Below are 16169 nucleotides of genomic sequence, written 5' to 3'. Positions count from 1 at the left end.
GAAAATCAGAACAAAGCGTAAAGCATACATTATATATGAAAACAAAGACAAAACCTGTTGTGAGCACAAATACCCTAGCCCGGATGGGAGTGACATCCTCTTGGGGCGGGGTTCGACCCAAGAGATATAACGGACAGCCGGAAATAGCTCCTAAAAAAGAAAACAGAGGAAAACACCATTAGCATTCACCAGAAGAGAACAACCAACAAAACAAAAGATAAACCATCAAAGAAAATAGGCTAAAAACAAAAAACCACCTAATTTCTTAGGTGGTTTTCTCTGGAGCCGGCGGAGGGACTCGAACCCACGACCTGCTGATTACAAATCAGCTGCTCTAGCCGACTGAGCTACGCTGGCGTTTTATTTCGGGTGCAAATATAAATACATATTTCAATTTTGCAAAACAAATTCGTAAAGTTTTTACAAGAATTTTAAAATCAACAACCGTACAAGAAAAACAAAAAACCACCTAATTACTTAGGTGGTTTTCTTTGGAGCCGGCGGAGGGACTCGAACCCACGACCTGCTGATTACAAATCAGCTGCTCTAGCCGACTGAGCTACGCTGGCGTCTTATTTCGGGTGCAAATATAAGTCTGAATTTGAATTCTCCAAAACAAATTCAGACTTTTTTTTACTTTTTTTCGATTACAATTCGTTGATTTTGGCAATCAATTGATTTGCAGTTTGTTCTAATTCCAAATTAATTTGTTTGAAATGCGCTTTTTTGCTTTCCACATTTTTTTGATTCACTTTTGCAATCAAAGCATCAAAAGCAGCAATAGCTTCGTCAATTAAAGCATTAGTTTGTTCTGTTGGTTTTCCTGTAGTAGTTAATTCATACAAGTAAACTGCTTCAATAATATCTCCTAAAACGTAGTTGATGTCTTTCTTTAAATTCTTAACGTTTGCCATTTTTATTTAATTTATATATTGTACTAAAATTTGCGTTTGCAAAAGTACACATAATCTTTCGAATACAAACTATGAAATGTAAATTTCTAAAAGAGAAGCATTTCCACTTAAGGTAAACGACTGTAGCGCAGCTGGAACAAGAACAGTGTCACCAGTTTGATACTTATATTCTACTCCATTTATATCGATAGAGAAACAACCATCAACTACCATATACACGGAAAAAGATTCTCCTGTTTTACTTATTACCATATCCCCTTGCAAAGGAATATAGTTCGTAGTAAAATAGGGGCAATCAACCATTGTATTGGATTGATTGACTAATTTAGTATACTGCTTTTGTGTGTTTACTTTTTTATAATTGATTGCATCTAAAGCCAAGTCAACATGTAATTCTCTAGTATTTCCGTGCGCATCAACACGATCGAAATCGTACAATCTATAGGTTATATCGGAGGTTTGCTGAATTTCGGCAATTACTAGTCCAGCGCCAATAGCATGGACCGTTCCAGTTTCTAAAAAGAAAACGTCTCCCTTTTGAACTTCTTTGGTATCTAGTATTGTGAGTAACTCTTTATTCTCTAGTTTTTCTAGGTATTCCGTAGCATTAGAATCTTCTTTGAAGCCAACAATCAGTCGTGATTTTGGGTCAGCTTGCATTACATACCACATCTCGGTTTTACCAAATGAGTTATGCCTTTCTTGAGCTAAAGCATCATTAGGATGCACTTGTATCGATAAATCTTCACGAGCATCTAAAAATTTAAAAAGCAATGGAAACTGTTTTCCGAATTTTTGATAAACAGCAGTTCCCAAAATCTCCGCTGGTTGATTTTCGATTAGTTCCATCAATTCAACCCCTTTAAAATCACCATTAGCAATTACACTACAATCTCCTTTCACTGTAGACAATTCCCAACTCTCCCCTGTAATTGGAGAAACAATAGGCTTATTCAAAAAAGTTTTTAGCTTTTCGCCGCCCCAAATACGTTCTTTAAGTATGGGCTCAAATTGTAAAGGATATAGTTTGGTTTGCATTTCTTTTTTTGACAAATATCGCTAATTCAAGGAGTTTGAATTGCTATTTTTTTGTTATTTTATGATACTATTTTTTTTATAGCTTCAAGTGCCTCAGCAATATGCTTAGTAGCATTGATACTATCATCAAAAACCAAAACAACTTTTCCTTGTTTATCTACAATGTAAGTGACACGACCAGGAAGTACACCCAACAAACCAGAAGGCACACCAAATAACTTTCTGATTTTCTTATCAGTGTCAGACAAAAGTATAAACGGTAATTTGTATTGTTTTGCAAAGGCATTATGGGAATCAACCGAATCACTACTAATACCAATAACTTCTGCTCCTAAATCAGTAAAATCCTGATATTGATCTCTAAAACCGCATGCTTGTGCGGTACAACCTGGTGTATTGTTCTTTGGATAAAAATAAATTACTAATGGCTTCTTACCTATATATTCTAAAGTATCGAATTTTTCCTCATTAGTATCAATTGCTGTAAAATGTGGTATTACGTCTCCTAATTCAATTGGCATAAGTTACAACTTCTAATATAAATTAAATAAATTATTCTCCTCTATAGGTTACAAAATTACGTGGGGTTTCGTAGAGTACAACTTCTAAGTCTAAGCTTGATTTGATTTTGGCGCGTATTTTATTCCAAATAACTACCACGATATTTTCAGCTGTAGGATTAAGGTTCTCAAATTCGGGGACGTCTAAATTTAAGTTTTTATGATCCATTTGCTCCTCTACTTCTGACTTGATAATGTCTGTCAAAAATTTCACATCCATAACATAACCTGTTTCTGGATCTATTTCACCAGTCACACTTACAATCAACTCATAATTATGACCATGAAAATTAGGGTTATTACACTTCCCAAATACAGCATCGTTTTGTTCGAAAGTCCAATTTTTTCTATACAAACGATGGGCTGCATTAAAATGTGCTTTACGGGAAATGGTTACTCTCATGTTGGTATTATTATATCTGAATTAATAGATTTAGTTTTCAAGAATTATATAGTATGGTCTTCTAGAAAATGATAGAACTCATCAAAGATAATTTTAAACCATACTGTATAACTTTCAGGATGGATTAGCATGTCATTCTTTACATCTTCAATTTTCATCCATTTCCAATCTTGAACTTCTTCAGGATTGATTTGTGGAGCATCATTATAATAACCTACCATTACATGATCTAGTTCATGCTCCGTTAATCCGTTATCAAATGGTGCTTTATAAATAAAATGAAAGAGCTCTTTTATCTCTGTTCTAAATCCCATTTCTTCAAATAAACGCCTGTTGCCTGCTTGAATATTGGTTTCGCCCTCGCGTTGGTGGCTACAACAAGTGTTTGTCCATAGCAAAGGAGAATGGTATTTGTGCTGCGCTCTTTGTTGTAACATTATTTCCTTTTTATCGTTCAAGATAAAAACGGAGAAAGCGCGATGTAGAACTGCTTTTTGATGCGCCTCTAATTTAGGCATTAGACCAATCTGTTCGTCTAATTCGTTGACTAAGATAACTTTTTCTTCTTCCATAAAATTTTTACAGGCCAAAAATACAAAAAGGTTTAGATTTAACGGGGGCTTTAACGTTGTCTTTCGTTTTGTTGAAGCTTTATTTTTTAAAAAATGCCCTTTAGGCTGCAACTCAATATCGACTATCTAAGTTTTGTATATTTGGCAATAGATTGAATTATCGAAATTACTCATTTTTCAATTATTACTATAAAAATTTAAGAATTTTAACCAATTTGCTGAGTCGTTTTTTTCAAAACTACTTTCAAGAATTTAAAACATATTAGTTGTTCCGATGATATCATTTACACAAAAACGTTTACACTATTTTTAGTTTACTGTAAACAAAAGTTAAATTTATATCAAAGTATACCTTAGAGTAAACCAGCTGACAAACATTGACGTAAGTACACTATAGTTTTACAATTCCATTTAACAACAATAATTCTATGAAAAAGCAACTCCTTATAATACTAGCAATAAACAGCTTATTTTTTCAAGCTTGTGCTCAAAAAAATCCATCACAATCAACAACACTTAATTCAAAAAACATGAAAGAAGTCCTTCACAAACCAGAGAACCCTTATTATTCAAATACTGACACAAAAAAGGTGGCAATTCCAAATTCTGAATGGAAAAAAGTGCTTTCACCCGATTTATACGCTGTGGCAAGAGAAGCTGATACAGAAAGAGCCTTCACAGGAACGATGTGGAATTCTGAAACCAAAGGCACTTATTATTGCGCTGCCTGTGGTAACTTACTTTTCAAATCCAATCAAAAATTTGTAAGTAGTTGCGGTTGGCCAAGTTTTTTTGAGCAAGAAAACAAAGAGAGTATCACTTTCAAACCCGATAATTCGTATGGTATGCAGCGAATAGAAGCCAATTGCGGTCGTTGTGATAGTCACTTGGGTCACCTCTTTGATGACGGACCTGCTCCAACGGGAAAACGCTATTGTATGAATGCTATTTCTTTAGATTTTGTACCTGACACTAAATAAACTCACGCTATGAAAAAAATAATGCTCCTTAGCCTTTTCGCCACTACTTTTGGTTTTGCGCAAAAGAAAACTGAAACAAACACAAGTGCCCCAAAAACGGATACCATAGTACTAGCAGGCGGATGCTACTGGTGTGTTGAAGCGGTATATGAAAACCTAATGGGGGTTGAGAAAGTAGTCTCTGGTTTTGCAGGAGGAACCGTTAAAAACCCAAGTTACGAAGCCGTTTCGTCAGGTGACACTGGAGCTGCCGAAGTAGTTCAAATCACTTTCGATCCAGCTGTTACAAACCTAAATGAAATTTTCAAAGTGTTCTTTACTGTTCATGATCCTACTACTTTGAATCGTCAAGGCGCAGATGTGGGCACGCAATATCGTTCTGCCATATTTTATAAAAATGAAGCTCAAAAAAAAGCAGGCCAACAAATAATTCAAGCGCTAACGAAGGCAAAAGCTTTTGACCGCCCAATAGTAACTACACTAGAACCTCTTACTGCTTTTTATAAAGCCAAAGACAGTCATCAAGATTATTACGAAAAAAACCAATCTCAACCGTATTGCCAACTCGTGATACAACCCAAATTAGAGAAATTCGAAAAAGTCTTTAAAAACCGATTAAAGCAAAAAATTAAAGTACAACCCAATTTGTATACCTTTTAAGAAGCCGAATTTTCGGCTTTTTTTTATGCCTCGAAGCAGTTCCATTTTTACTATATTTGTTTGTAACCGAAAACCAAATTCATGAAAAAAACAACAATTACTTCCTGCCTTTTGCTGATGGCATTGTGCAGTACCGCCCAAAATCAAGCTCTAAAAACAAAAGTGGCTCAAAAAGCAGCCAGTTTAGAATCGAAAGTAGTTAGTTGGAGACGAGAGTTGCACCAAAATCCAGAATTAGGTAATCGAGAGTTTAAAACTTCAGAAAAGATTGCTGCACACTTACGTTCTTTGGGTATTGAAGTGCAAACAGGCGTAGCAAAAACAGGAGTTGTTGGCATTCTAAAAGGAGGAAAACCAGGGCCTGTTGTGGCACTTAGAGCTGATATGGATGCGCTCCCCGTAAAAGAACGAGTGAATTTACCCTTTACTTCCAAAGTTACAGGAGAATATAATGGACAAGCTGTTGGTGTAATGCATGCATGCGGCCATGATACCCACGTAGCCATGTTAATGGGAACAGCTGAAATTCTAGCCTCGATAAAAAATGAAATTAAAGGAACAGTAAAATTCATTTTCCAACCTGCGGAAGAAGGTCCGCCAGAAGGCGAAGAAGGCGGCGCTGAATTAATGGTAAAAGAAGGTGTTCTGAATAACCCAAAAGTAGATGTTATTTTTGGCCTTCATATTAATGCACAAACCGAAGTCGGCCAAATCAAATACCGTCCAAAAGGAACTATGGCGTCCTCAGATTGGTTTACCATACAAGTTAACGGTAAGCAATCGCACGGTGCTTATCCCTGGCAATCAGTAGACCCTATCGTTACCGCATCACAAATTGTTCTCGGCTTACAAACTATTGTAAGTCGCAATGTAAATTTAACCGAAAACGCTGCTGTAGTGAGCGTTGGACAAATTAATGCTGGAGTTCGAAGCAATATCATCCCTGAGTCGTTGACGCTGAGTGGTACGATTCGAACGTTAGATTCCCAAACTCAAGACTTTATTCATGGTAGAATCAAAACCATCGCTACCAATATAGCCGAAAGTGCTGGAGCTACTTCAGAAGTTACCATTACCAAAAAAACATTAATTACTTACAATGAACCCACGCTTACGGAACAAATGCTACCAACTTTGCAAGCAGCCGCAGGAAAAGACAATGTGCATTTAACCGAAGCCGTTACTGGAGCCGAAGACTTTTCTTTTTATCAAGCCAAAATTCCTGGATTGTTTTATTTTATTGGAGGAATGCCCAAAGGAAAAAAAGCCAGTGAAATGCCTTCACATCATACTCCTGACTTTTATATAGACGAAGGCAGCTTTGTTTTGGGGATGACAAGTATGGCAACTTTGACTTTAGACTATATGGAAATGAATGCTAAAAAGTAACACATGAAAACCTATCTATTCTCCATTTATATTATTTGCATTTTTTTATTCGCAACAACCGTGATTGCTCAAGAAAAAAAAGTAGCGCCAACTTCACAAGAGTTGTACAATGAAATTGCGACTATGGACACTCAACTTTTTGAGGCCTTCAACGCAAAAGATCTGTCCAAATTTAAACCCCTGTTTACCGAAGACTTAGAATGGTACCAAGACAATGGTGGTTTATTGTCGTATGACACTGTTTTTGCCAATTTTGAAAAAATGTTCAAAAACGAAAACAAACTTACTCGAACGCTAGTAAAAGGAAGCCTTGAAGTACATCCTATAAAAGATTTTGGAGCCATTGAAGTAGCCCAACATCAATTCCGACATATGGAGAACGGAAAAGAAGAAGTCGGCACCTTTAAATTTGTTGCCATTTGGAAAAAAATAGGCAATCAATGGAAAGTTTCACGAATGATAAGTTATGACCATTAAAATGTATTTTTCATAAATCAATTTTAATCATATTCAGGGCGTGCCACCATAAAAAAAAGAGGCCAACTCATGCTATGGTGCGTCGGCCTCTTTTTTTTATGCTGTCGGGCTATCCGCTCCGCAATGGCGGATTGCTCCTATCCCTCACGCAAAATAGTACCACTGAAAGATATATCAATAGAAGAATAAACCGGTTCTCTAAAAAATATTCAAAAGACAACTCCTTTGCACAAATTTTGGCTTTACTATTGTTTCAATTTCATCTTGTAAATAGTAAAATCCAATTCTTTTATATCACCAGTAGCTTCATTAATACGGGAATTAGTATAGTACAAATAGTCTTTATGAATAGCAAAAGAATCTGCCCATTTAACCTTCATCTTATCATCTGTCAACACATTAATCTTGCCTTTTCTATCAAGATAATGTATCGCGTCATGTTCTAAATCACCATAATATAGATTCCCTTTTTTATCCATAATCAGACCGTCTGGTGCCGCTGTAGGGATGGCAATGATTTCACTTGCATCATTTTTAATCAATTGGTCAATCTTAATACCATACAAAGTATACGCCGTTAAGGCATGGAAATACAGCATATCATTTTTGGCATCAAACTCAATACCATCAGAATGCACTGTGTTTTTCCAAATACCATTGCTACAATTAAGCTGATCCTTCTCTGCCATAGTCACCTTATGTTGATCCAAATATCTTTTAGATGTACCTGTTTTAAGATCCAAAACAACAATACCTCCCACTCCAGAATCTGTACAATACACCAATTGTCGTTTTATATCTATTCGAAGATCATTAATATAAGAGTTCTTATGATAGCTCTCTTTCGAGAACAGATAGGTGTGTTTCAATTGATTGGAATTCAAATCAAAAACATACAATTTTGGATGATCTTGTACCCCTTTAAATTGAGGATTACTAGTTTCTAATACATACAAACTTTGCCCTTCAGCAACCACTGATTGAATCGCCACAAAGGTATTATTTTCTTTACCCTGATTCGTTTTCAATACATTCCATGCTGTATTTGGATAAGGAGCATAAGTACCGTCTTGAAACACTTCTACCACCGAAAAAGGAATCGGTTCACGCCAACGAGGAAAATTTGCAAAAATTCTGCCTTTATCAGAAACAGCAATTCCTGTTACCTGAATCCCTTTAAAAACAGTCACTTGTTCTTGTGAAAAAACAAAAAAACCATATAACAAACTTAAAATCAAGACAACTTTTTTCATAATCATTTTTTTAATTTTATATATATGTATCCGTATAACTCAATCACTTGTTTTATTTTTAGTCTTCAGAGAATCTTACATTCATCTTTAAACAACAATCAAAATCATTGTACTAAGCAATGAAATTCTCATTTATAACACTATCTACTCCAACATTCTTAAAAAAGTAAACCATAAATAAAACTAACTAAAAAGAGATTAAAACAAAGTAGCTTTAATCTCTTAATTATCTAAAAATATGCAAATTACATCTTTTTTTTTTATTATATACCTATTTAATTAATACCTCCGCAATCTTCTGTGCACATTTCTCGCCATCAATCGCTGCCGAAATAATGCCTCCTGCATAACCCGCTCCTTCGCCGCAAGGATACAATCCTTTGATTTGAAGATGCTCCAAGGTGTAATTGTCTCTTGGAATTCGAACTGGGGAAGAGGTTCTAGATTCGGGAGCGTGCAAAATCGCCTCATTAGTAGCATAGCCTTTCATCGATTTCCCGAATTCTGAAAATCCTTGACGCATAATTTGGGTTAAAAATCCCGGAAAAATCTGTCCCAATTCTACTGATGTTGTTCCCGGAACATAAGATGTTTTAGGAATATCAGAGGACGTTTTACTTTGGGTAAAATCGACTAAACGTTGTGCAGGCACTTTTTGCGTTTGTCCCGCCAATTGCCAGGCTTTTTGTTCAATGCTTTTTTGAAACTCCATTCCTGCAAGTGCTCCAAATTTGGCAAAGGGTTTAAAATCCTCCAATTTCAATTCGACTACAATTCCTGAATTGGCCGTATGCTGATCTCTTTTAGAAGGCGACCAACCATTGGTAACTACTTCACCTGGACTGGTAGCACAAGGTGCAATCACACCTCCCGGACACATACAAAATGAATACATCCCGCGACCATTCACTTGTTTTACTATTGAATACGGCGCTGGTGGTAAATGTTCCCCTCGATAATCACAACTGTATTGAATACTATCAATCAAAGACTGCGGATGTTCGGCTCTTACACCAAGCGCAAAAGGTTTGGCTTCAATTAAAACTTTCTTTTTATCCAACAACTCGAAAATATCACGTGCAGAATGCCCAGTAGCTAAAATTAATTTATTGGCAGAAATGACTGCACCATTTTGAGTTGTCACTCCTTGGACTTCATTGTTTTTTATACTAATATCCGTAACCCTAGTTTCAAAAAGGACTTTACCACCGCATTCAATTATTTTTTCTCGAATATCTTGAATGATTTGCGGTAGTTTATTGGTACCAATGTGTGGATGAGCGTCGACCAAAATATCAGGTGTTGCTCCAAAAGCTACCAATAATTCTAATATTCTATTTACGTCACCTCTTTTTTTGGAACGTGTGTATAATTTCCCATCCGAATAGGTCCCTGCTCCTCCTTCTCCAAAACAATAATTCGAATCTTCGTTTACTATATGGTCTCTGTTGATGGCTTTCAAATCCCTACGTCGGCCGCGAACATCTTTTCCGCGTTCAATAACTATAGGTTTCAACCCCAGTTCTATCAATTGAAGTGCCGCAAAAAGTCCAGCAGGTCCAGCACCTACTACAATCACTTCTTGTGCATTCGCTACGTTTTGATAGTCTGGCAAAGCTATTTTTTGTTCTAAAAAAGGCTCTCCTTTTAAGTAAACTATCACTTTTAAATTGATTTTGACAGCTTTTTGACGCGCATCAATAGAACGTTTTACAATAGTTACATGCTGAATTTCTTTGACCGAAATTTTTAATTGTCGAGACAAATAATCGTTTAGTAACGTTTCGTTAGCAGCAATCTCTGGAGCAACTTGTAATAGGAGTTCTTGTGGCATGGTATCTGAATACTTCAATTTTTAGAGTAAACCACCTTTGTTTACTCAGGCTACAAAAGTACTATTTTGAATTCAATTTTGAGAATAAGAATAAAAAACGACAATTAGGTCCTCAAAAAATAAAACATATAAGTCATTGAAGTGTTTAGTTGAAACGGAGTGTTTGTGTTTAAACCATATAAGACATATATGGGCATATAAGTTTTACTAGAGATTTATAGCAAGGGACGCAAAGGGTTACGCAGAAGGCACCAAAAAACAGACAACAGATAAGTTATGAAAGTTTTAATAAAACGAAGTGTGTGTTTAGACCATATAAGGAATTTATGAACATAAAAGTTATGTGAAAATATCTTTTGTAATCTTTTAATCTGTAGCTTTTGACTTTTTTTATCAGTAATAAACAAAGATTTTCATTATAAGTCTTTGTAGTTTTGTGCACTAGTTAAATCAAATACTATGTCTAGAAAAATCAAACTCATTTGGGATTTTCGCGGTCCTGCCTCTGCTAAAACTGCCGAACATCACGAAATTCATCTGAAAGAATATATAAAGATTGAGCAACTACCTCTTGATATCACAGGATTTAAAACATTCGGAGAAATGCACGCCATTGCCTTTATGGTAGTAGAAGAGGAAGATATGATTACAGTACGAGATGCTTTGAAACCCCACCGAGGAGAAGTTTATGAAAACTAAATTCCAAAAACGAAAATTCCAAATTCCAATAACTAACGATCATTGGAATTTGGAATTTAATTTTTTGGAACTTGAAAATTTAATTCGCTACTTCACTAATAAATTTGATACGCATCAATCGTAATTCATCAATATCATATTCGCCATCAAATTCTTTTAAAGCTTCTTCAATATTATCAGAATGGGATTCCATAAAATAATCGTGAATTTCTTCTTGCTGGTCTTCGTCCAACATTTCATCTATCCAATAAGTAATATTCAGTTTTGTTCCAGAATACACAATCTGCTCCATTTCCTTGATTAGCGCTCCCATAGAAAGGCCTTTTGCTGAGGCAATATCTGTTAAAGCTAACTTTCTATCAATATTTTGAATGATATATAATTTATTTGCCGAATTCACACCTGTTGATTTGACTACTAAATCATCTGGTCGAATGATATCATTATCTTCTACATAGCGTTGTATTAAGGTAACAAATGCTTTTCCGTATTTTCTAGCTTTTCCTTCACCAACACCGTGAATGTTTATCAATTCTTCTAGAGAAATTGGATATTTCAATGCCATATCCTCTAGAGAAGGGTCTTGAAATACTACAAAAGGTGGAACGCCTAACTTTTTGGCTTCTTTTTTTCGCAACTCTTTTAGCATCGCCATTAACGCCTCATCGGCTGTGCCTGAAGATTTAGCAGCTGTAACAATTGCGTCATCCTCTGATTCGTTGTATTCATGGTCTTCAGACATCATAAATGACTCTGGATTTTTAATAAACGCTAGACCTTTTTTGGTAATTTTTACAACTCCGTAGGTTTCGATATCTTTAGCTAGTAAACCATCTACTAAAACCTGACGCAATAAAGCCATCCAAAATTTTTCATCATGGTCTGCACCACTCCCAAAGAACGATTGGGTATCTGTTTTGTGTGCTTTAATAACAGCATTAACTCTACCGATTAACGTAAAAACTATTTCTTTGGATTTATAGATATGTTTTGTTTCTTTAACAACCTGAAGGAGCTTGACTACTTCATTCATCGCTTCAACTTTTGTCTTTGGATTTCTAACATTGTCATCCATATTTCCACCCTCTCCAGTTTCATTATCGTACTCTTCTCCGAAATAATGGAGTAAAAATTTACGTCTCGACATGGATGTTTCAGCATAAGCAACCACCTCTTGCAAAAGAGCAAAACCAATTTCTTGTTCAGCAACAGGCTTACCAGACAAGAATTTTTCTAATTTTTCAACATCTTTATAAGAGTAATAAGCCAAACAATGTCCTTCTCCTCCATCTCTACCAGCACGACCTGTTTCTTGGTAATAACTTTCAAGAGATTTTGGAATATCGTGATGAATTACATAACGTACATCGGGCTTGTCGATTCCCATACCAAAAGCGATTGTGGCTACCACAACATCAACATCCTCCATCAAAAACATGTCCTGATGTTTGGCTCTAGTCTTGGCATCCAATCCAGCGTGATAAGGTACAGCACTAATTCCGTTTACTTGTAAAACTTCAGCAATTGATTCTACTTTTTTACGACTCAAACAGTATATAATGCCTGATTTCCCTTTATGTTGACGAATGAATCGAATGATATCCGACTCTATATTTTTAGTTTTGGTACGTACTTCATAAAAAAGATTGGGTCTATTAAAAGATGCTTTATAAGTCACCGCATCTGACATGTCTAGGTTTTTCAGGATATCCTCTTGTACTTTTGGAGTAGCAGTAGCTGTAAGCCCAATTACTGGAACCTGCCCTAATTGTTTGATAATATGTCTTAAATTTCGATATTCAGGTCTAAAATCATGTCCCCATTCAGAGATACAATGTGCTTCATCAATTGCAACAAAAGAAAGCGGAACTTGTTGCAAAAACTGAACATACTCTTCTTTAGTTAACGATTCTGGCGCCACATACAATAGCTTCGTTATTCCTGATGTAATGTCTTTTTTTACTTGAGCGATTTCAGTTTTTGTCAATGATGAATTCAAGACATGTGCCACTCCATTATCAGAAGACAAACTTCGAATAGCATCTACTTGATTTTTCATTAAAGCAATGAGAGGAGAAACTACAATTGCAGTTCCGTCTAGAATTAAAGCGGGTAATTGGTAACAAAGTGATTTCCCTCCACCAGTCGGCATAATTACAAAAGTATTCTCTTTATTTAAGAGGCTTTTAATGACTTGTTCCTGCAATCCTTTGAATTGACTGAAGCCAAAATACTTTTTTAATTCCTTGTGTATATCAATTTCGTTTGAATTCATTCTTTATTATGTGGTATTTTGTATAAATTTGCAACACTAAAGATACAAAAATCTTTTATACATACAAATTTAAACATTCTGTTTTGATAAGCAACGAAAACCTATTGGCATTAGCCAAAAAAACAATTCTCTCAGAAAGTGAATCTATTGCCAAATTAACCACTTTTTTGGATGAGCAGTTCCTATCAACCACCCACAAAATATTTCAATCTAAAGGCCGAGTTGTCATAACTGGAATTGGAAAAAGTGCCATAATTGCTCAAAAAATTGTAGCATCGTTAAATTCTACTGGGACACCTGCTTTATTCTTGCATGCCTCAGAAGCCATTCATGGTGACCTTGGAATGATACAAGATGAAGACGTAATAATTTGTATTTCTAAAAGCGGAAACAGTCCTGAAATCAAGGTATTGGTTCCTTTGTTAAAACGTTTTGGAAACACTTTAATAGGTATGACAGGCAATATGACTTCCTTTTTAGCGAAAGGCTCTCATTTTGTCCTAAACACCACTGTTGATGCTGAATCTTGCCCTATGAATTTGGCACCTACCAATAGTACAACTGCGCAATTAGTAATGGGTGATGCGCTTACCGTATGTTTGATGGAAATGAGAGGATTTCAAGCTGAAGATTTTGCCAAATACCATCCAGGAGGAGCCCTTGGAAAAAAACTTTTATTAAAAGTAAAAGACTTAATAGAACATTCATTACAACCGATTGTAACCTCCGATACCTCCATAAAAAAAGCAATTTTTGAGATTTCAGAAAAAAGATTAGGAGTAACTGCTGTTGTAGATAACGGAAAAGTAGTTGGTATTATTACTGATGGAGATATCCGAAGAATGCTCAACGACCGCGACAGTATTGCTGGTGTAACCGCTAAAGACATTATGACAAAAAATCCAAAACAAATTCACTCAGAGGCAATGGCTATTGATGCATTCAATCTTATGGAAGACTTCTCCATTACGCAATTGATTGTAATTGACAACGGAGAATACAAAGGAATTTTACATATACATGACATTTTAAAAGAAGGAATTGTATAATGGCAAAGAAAAACCTTAACGAAATGTCTTTTTTAGACCATCTTGAAGAATTAAGATGGGTTTTGGTAAGAAGTACAACTGCTATTTTGATTATGGCCTTTGTAACCTATTTTATCAGTGACTTCTTATTCAACGATATCATTTTTGGTCCAACACGTCCTAGTTTTTTTACTTACCGTTTTTTTTGTGAACTATCACATCAACTGGGTTTTGTGGATAGTATTTGCATTACTGAACTTCCCTTTATCATTCAAAATACGCAAATGGAGGGACAAGTAAACATGTTTGTTTGGATGTGTTTATTGGCTGGTTTCATTTTGAGTTTTCCCTATATTTTATTTGAAATATGGAAATTCATAAGTCCAGCACTATATGAAAAAGAGAAAAAAGGAGCTAAATTTTTCATTGGGGTTTCTTCTATTCTTTTCTTTCTAGGGGTGCTTTTTGGCTACTTTGTTATTATACCTATGTCGGTAAATTTCGTAGCCACTTTTACAGTATCAGATGTTGTAAAAAACCAATTCACTTTAGAGTCATATATTGGCCTAGTAAAGACCTCAGTATTGGCTGGAGGTCTCTTTTTTGAACTCCCGATAGTTATCTATTTCCTTACCAAACTAGGCTTAGTTACTCCTGAGTTTTTAAGAAAATATTGGAAATATGCAGTAATCATTATCTTGATTGTTGCTGCTATCGTTACCCCACCAGATGTAGTGAGTCAAACTATTGTAGCAATACCAATGTTATTGATTTATGAAGTAAGTATATTAATTTCTAAACTTGTTGTTCGCAACCAAAACAAACAAAATGGCTGATTTAATTCAAGAATTCAACGACTATCGTTCTAAAATGAACGAAAAATTATTGGCAGATAACAATAAAATTGTAAAACGCATTTTCAATTTAGACACTAATGCTTATGCTGCTGGTGCATTGGATGTAAAAACAAAAGAACTATTAGGATTAGTTGCTTCAGCGGTTTTACGCTGTGACGATTGTGTTAAATACCATTTAGAAACTAGCTATAAAGAAGGAGTTACACGAGAAGAAATGATGGAAGCTATGGGAATCGCTACCTTAGTTGGAGGTACAATAGTAGTTCCTCATTTGCGTAGAGCTTACGAATTTTGGGAAGCCTTAGAAGAACAAACCAAATAGGTAAAATTATAGCTTAAATTCTCAAGAAGTAAACTTTTCATAGCTTAAACTTCTACACTCATAAACCAACAAATTCTCAGAATCTTAGCAATTCAAATACAATGAAATTAAGAGCAGAAAACCTCATAAAAACGTATAAAGGCCGTAGTGTTGTAAAGGGCATTTCTTTGGAAGTAAACCAAGGGCAAATTGTTGGGCTTTTGGGACCAAACGGTGCTGGTAAAACCACCTCTTTTTATATGATTGTAGGATTGGTAAAACCCAACTCGGGTCATATTTATTTAGATGATTTGGACATTACTGAATATCCGATGTACAAACGTGCGCAACAAGGAGTGGGCTATTTGGCACAAGAGGCTTCTGTGTTTAGAAAATTAAGTATCGAGGACAATATTCTGAGTGTTTTGCAATTGACTAATCATACCAAAGAAGAACAAATTGCAAAAATGGAAAATCTAATTGCCGAATTTAGTCTGGAACATATCCGCACCAATAGAGGTGACTTGCTTTCAGGAGGTGAACGAAGAAGAACCGAAATTGCACGTTGTTTAGCCACCGACCCAAAATTCATCTTATTGGACGAACCTTTTGCAGGAGTAGACCCTGTGGCTGTAGAAGACATTCAACGCATTGTGGCACAATTGAAAAACAAAAATATTGGTATTTTGATTACAGACCATAACGTACAAGAAACTTTGGCCATTACCGATAAAACCTATTTGATGTTTGAAGGTGGTATCCTAAAAGCTGGAACACCAGAAGAATTGGTAGAAGATGAAATGGTTAGACGAGTATACTTGGGGCAAAATTTTGAATTAAGAAAGACTAAAATTGATTTCAACTCTCCAAAATAGATTAACTAAGACATTGCTATCCTAGTTTTTTAGTTAAAATCCCTCATAATTTAA

General features: G+C 35.5%; 18 protein-coding genes and 2 tRNA genes. 10 read left to right on the top strand and 10 right to left on the bottom strand.

Annotated features, from left to right (window positions below; all coding sequences use genetic code 11):
- The coding region (locus ACSVH9_RS15870; RefSeq protein WP_438064553.1) for a hypothetical protein at nucleotides 1-182 on the top strand (182 nt) is incomplete at its 5' end.
- A 98-nt stretch (nucleotides 183-280) separates the two neighbouring features.
- Here the strand turns inward: ACSVH9_RS15870 and ACSVH9_RS15865 are convergent.
- From ACSVH9_RS15865 to idi, 7 genes are all read right to left on the bottom strand, one after another.
- Nucleotides 281-357: transfer RNA gene (locus ACSVH9_RS15865), tRNA-Thr, on the bottom strand.
- A gap of 135 nt (nucleotides 358-492) precedes the next feature.
- Nucleotides 493-569: transfer RNA gene (locus ACSVH9_RS15860), tRNA-Thr, on the bottom strand.
- Between the two features lie 78 nt (nucleotides 570-647).
- The gene (locus ACSVH9_RS15855; RefSeq protein WP_438064552.1) at nucleotides 648-914 is read right to left on the bottom strand and encodes a hypothetical protein; all 267 of its coding nucleotides are present in this window, start codon (nucleotides 912-914) and stop codon (nucleotides 648-650) included.
- A 69-nt stretch (nucleotides 915-983) separates the two neighbouring features.
- A complete protein-coding gene (locus ACSVH9_RS15850) occupies nucleotides 984-1952 on the bottom strand; it encodes a type I phosphomannose isomerase catalytic subunit (RefSeq protein ID WP_438064551.1) in 969 nt (322 codons plus the stop codon).
- A 59-nt stretch (nucleotides 1953-2011) separates the two neighbouring features.
- Entirely contained in the window at nucleotides 2012-2473 is a 462-nt protein-coding gene (locus ACSVH9_RS15845) for a peroxiredoxin (protein ID WP_438064550.1), read from the bottom strand.
- Between the two features lie 31 nt (nucleotides 2474-2504).
- Nucleotides 2505-2915: a 6-pyruvoyl trahydropterin synthase family protein gene (locus ACSVH9_RS15840; protein ID WP_438064549.1), complete on the bottom strand. Its 411-nt coding sequence runs from the start codon at nucleotides 2913-2915 to the stop codon at nucleotides 2505-2507.
- A 44-nt stretch (nucleotides 2916-2959) separates the two neighbouring features.
- Complete coding sequence (gene idi, locus ACSVH9_RS15835) at nucleotides 2960-3487, bottom strand: isopentenyl-diphosphate Delta-isomerase (protein ID WP_438064555.1); 528 nt, start codon at nucleotides 3485-3487, stop codon at nucleotides 2960-2962.
- A 428-nt stretch (nucleotides 3488-3915) separates the two neighbouring features.
- Between idi and msrB the strand changes: the two genes are divergently transcribed.
- From msrB to ACSVH9_RS15815, 4 genes are all read left to right on the top strand, one after another.
- Nucleotides 3916-4467, top strand: a complete 552-nt coding sequence (gene msrB / locus ACSVH9_RS15830) for a peptide-methionine (R)-S-oxide reductase MsrB (RefSeq protein WP_438064548.1) — start codon at nucleotides 3916-3918, stop codon at nucleotides 4465-4467.
- 9 nt (nucleotides 4468-4476) lie between these two features.
- The gene (gene msrA / locus ACSVH9_RS15825) at nucleotides 4477-5127 is read left to right on the top strand and encodes a peptide-methionine (S)-S-oxide reductase MsrA (RefSeq protein ID WP_438064547.1); all 651 of its coding nucleotides are present in this window, start codon (nucleotides 4477-4479) and stop codon (nucleotides 5125-5127) included.
- A gap of 81 nt (nucleotides 5128-5208) precedes the next feature.
- Nucleotides 5209-6516 (top strand): amidohydrolase, encoded by a 1308-nt coding sequence (locus ACSVH9_RS15820; RefSeq protein ID WP_438064546.1) that lies wholly within the window; start codon nucleotides 5209-5211, stop codon nucleotides 6514-6516.
- A 3-nt stretch (nucleotides 6517-6519) separates the two neighbouring features.
- A complete protein-coding gene (locus tag ACSVH9_RS15815) occupies nucleotides 6520-6993 on the top strand; it encodes a nuclear transport factor 2 family protein (protein WP_438064545.1) in 474 nt (157 codons plus the stop codon).
- Between the two features lie 245 nt (nucleotides 6994-7238).
- Here ACSVH9_RS15815 and ACSVH9_RS15810 read toward each other — a convergent pair whose 3' ends face one another.
- Complete coding sequence (locus ACSVH9_RS15810) at nucleotides 7239-8246, bottom strand: L-dopachrome tautomerase-related protein (protein WP_438064544.1); 1008 nt, start codon at nucleotides 8244-8246, stop codon at nucleotides 7239-7241.
- A 271-nt stretch (nucleotides 8247-8517) separates the two neighbouring features.
- Nucleotides 8518-10080: an NAD(P)/FAD-dependent oxidoreductase gene (locus ACSVH9_RS15805; RefSeq protein ID WP_438064554.1), complete on the bottom strand. Its 1563-nt coding sequence runs from the start codon at nucleotides 10078-10080 to the stop codon at nucleotides 8518-8520.
- A 459-nt stretch (nucleotides 10081-10539) separates the two neighbouring features.
- Between ACSVH9_RS15805 and ACSVH9_RS15800 the strand changes: the two genes are divergently transcribed.
- On the top strand, nucleotides 10540-10779 hold the full coding sequence (locus ACSVH9_RS15800) for a hypothetical protein (protein ID WP_438064543.1): 240 nt from the start codon (nucleotides 10540-10542) through the stop codon (nucleotides 10777-10779).
- 79 nt (nucleotides 10780-10858) lie between these two features.
- Here the strand turns inward: ACSVH9_RS15800 and recQ are convergent, their stop codons facing one another.
- Complete coding sequence (recQ, locus tag ACSVH9_RS15795; RefSeq protein WP_438064542.1) at nucleotides 10859-13054, bottom strand: DNA helicase RecQ; 2196 nt, start codon at nucleotides 13052-13054, stop codon at nucleotides 10859-10861.
- 83 nt (nucleotides 13055-13137) lie between these two features.
- On the opposite strand from recQ, the gene ACSVH9_RS15790 reads away from it, so the two are divergent.
- The 4 genes from ACSVH9_RS15790 to lptB all read left to right on the top strand — a co-directional run bounded on the left by ACSVH9_RS15790 (nucleotide 13138) and on the right by lptB (nucleotide 16115).
- Nucleotides 13138-14103: a KpsF/GutQ family sugar-phosphate isomerase gene (locus ACSVH9_RS15790; RefSeq protein WP_438064541.1), complete on the top strand. Its 966-nt coding sequence runs from the start codon at nucleotides 13138-13140 to the stop codon at nucleotides 14101-14103.
- The gene (gene tatC, locus ACSVH9_RS15785; protein WP_438064540.1) at nucleotides 14103-14918 is read left to right on the top strand and encodes a twin-arginine translocase subunit TatC; all 816 of its coding nucleotides are present in this window, start codon (nucleotides 14103-14105) and stop codon (nucleotides 14916-14918) included. The genes ACSVH9_RS15790 and tatC overlap by 1 nt, the downstream gene beginning before the upstream one ends.
- Entirely contained in the window at nucleotides 14911-15261 is a 351-nt protein-coding gene (locus ACSVH9_RS15780) for a carboxymuconolactone decarboxylase family protein (protein WP_438064539.1), read from the top strand. The genes tatC and ACSVH9_RS15780 overlap by 8 nt, the downstream gene beginning before the upstream one ends.
- 101 nt (nucleotides 15262-15362) lie before the next feature.
- Nucleotides 15363-16115, top strand: a complete 753-nt coding sequence (gene lptB / locus ACSVH9_RS15775; RefSeq protein ID WP_438061446.1) for an LPS export ABC transporter ATP-binding protein — start codon at nucleotides 15363-15365, stop codon at nucleotides 16113-16115.
- The last annotated feature ends 54 nt before the right edge of the window (nucleotides 16116-16169 follow it).

Source organism: Flavobacterium sp. RSSB_23 (assembly GCF_051547145.1).
Classification (GTDB): Bacteria; Bacteroidota; Bacteroidia; order Flavobacteriales; family Flavobacteriaceae; genus Flavobacterium.
The sequence above is the reverse complement of the archived record's forward strand: the minus strand, read 5'-3'. Positions and strand labels throughout refer to the sequence as shown.